Raw genomic sequence first — 1,116 nt, 5'->3', positions numbered from 1 at the left:
ATGACTGCAATTTCTCTCGGAATGCCGTCCGTTCCGACCAAGCTCGCCGACCGCCGGGTCAGCCGGAAGATCCAGGTCGGCTCGGTCGCGGTCGGCGGCGACGCACCCGTGTCGGTGCAGTCGATGACGACGACCAGGACCTCCGACATCGGCGCCACCCTCCAGCAGATCGCCGAGCTCACCGCCTCCGGCTGCCAGATCGTCCGGGTCGCCTGCCCCACCCAGGACGACGCCGACGCCCTCTCGACGATCGCCCGGAAGTCCCAGATCCCGGTGATCGCCGACATCCACTTCCAGCCGAAGTACGTCTTCGCCGCGATCGACGCCGGCTGCGCCGCGGTCCGGGTCAACCCGGGCAACATCAAGCAGTTCGACGACAAGGTCAAGGAGATCGCCAAGGCCGCGGGCGAGGCCGGCACCCCCATCCGGATCGGCGTCAACGCGGGCTCCCTCGACCGCCGCCTGCTGGAGAAGTACGGCAAGGCCACCCCCGAGGCGCTGGTCGAGTCCGCCCTGTGGGAGGCGTCCCTCTTCGAGGAGCACGGCTTCCGGGACATCAAGATCTCGGTCAAGCACAACGACCCGGTCGTCATGGTCAACGCCTACCGGCAGCTCGCCGCCCAGTGCGACTACCCCCTCCACCTCGGCGTCACCGAGGCCGGCCCCGCCTTCCAGGGCACCATCAAGTCCGCGGTCGCCTTCGGCGCCCTGCTCTCCGAGGGCATCGGCGACACCATCCGGGTCTCCCTCTCCGCCCCGCCCGCGGAGGAGATCAAGGTCGGCATCCAGATCCTGGAGTCCCTCAACCTGCGCCAGCGCCGACTGGAGATCGTCTCCTGCCCCTCCTGCGGCCGCGCCCAGGTCGACGTCTACAAGCTGGCCGAGGAGGTGACCGCCGGCCTGGAGGGCATGGAGGTCCCGCTGCGCGTCGCCGTCATGGGCTGTGTCGTCAACGGCCCCGGCGAGGCCCGCGAGGCCGACCTCGGCGTCGCCTCCGGCAACGGCAAGGGCCAGATCTTCGTCAAGGGCGAGGTCATCAAGACCGTGCCCGAGTCCAAGATCGTGGAGACCCTGATCGACGAGGCCATGAAGATCGCCGAGCAGATGGAGAAGGAC

Annotated in this window: 1 protein-coding gene; it reads left to right on the top strand. The window is 69.0% G+C overall.

Features of this window, described 5'->3' with window-relative positions; translation table 11 throughout:
* Nucleotides 1-1,116: flavodoxin-dependent (E)-4-hydroxy-3-methylbut-2-enyl-diphosphate synthase (ispG, locus tag ABZ457_RS30640; RefSeq protein ID WP_359164351.1), on the top strand; the 1,116-nt coding region annotated here is incomplete at both ends.

Source organism: Streptomyces sp. NPDC005805 (assembly GCF_040630445.1).
Classification (GTDB): Bacteria; Actinomycetota; Actinomycetes; order Streptomycetales; family Streptomycetaceae; genus Streptomyces.
The sequence above is the reverse complement of the archived record's forward strand: the minus strand, read 5'-3'. Positions and strand labels throughout refer to the sequence as shown.